A 560-nucleotide genomic window follows, 5' to 3' on the forward strand; every position below is an offset into this window, starting at 1 on the left:
TGCGTAAATGCGATATAGGCATCGTGTATTTTCTGGCAATCGGCACATACGGTTTCTACATTGCCGCACTGCAGCGCCGGGGGCAATACGGCCCGCACGGTGCCTGCCTGCGCCGCTATCTCTGCGGTAAAAGCAGCAGTGGTCTCAAAGTCAGTAGCAAGTGTAATAGATTTAGTGGCCCTGTAATCGCCACTGGTAGGCGTGCTCAGGGTGAGATCGGCCAGCAGGCCCGAAGGCGTGCATTTAAATTCATCGTTACACATGCGCCTAAGCGTATCCAGCGCGCCATCGGTGATGGTGGTTTTATACACCGCCTGCATAAAGGCGCTCATGGTGGGGTACTTGGCACTGTAGCTGGTTTGGTACACCTGGTACAAGCCCTGGATATTGCCACACTCGCAATCGCTGGGTTTATTGGTAACCACTTTATTTACGGTTACAAATGGCCGTGCGTAGGGGCCCGGTGCATCTATGAGCACGCCATTACACAAGGTAATGTCCTGGTTTATACCGGGGGTATTTCTTATATAGTCAATGATGGTTTCATTAAAGCTTTTGAA

The 560-nt window shown here is 51.2% G+C and carries 1 protein-coding gene; it reads right to left on the bottom strand.

All coding sequences use genetic code 11. The features are described 5' to 3' along the window. Positions 1 to 560, bottom strand: a 560-nt coding sequence (locus tag A3860_RS41315) for a hypothetical protein (RefSeq protein WP_158085415.1), incomplete at both ends; no start/stop codon positions are given.

Origin of the sequence: Niastella vici, assembly GCF_002077945.1 — a bacterium.
In the GTDB taxonomy this organism is placed as follows: domain Bacteria; phylum Bacteroidota; class Bacteroidia; order Chitinophagales; family Chitinophagaceae; genus Niastella; species Niastella vici.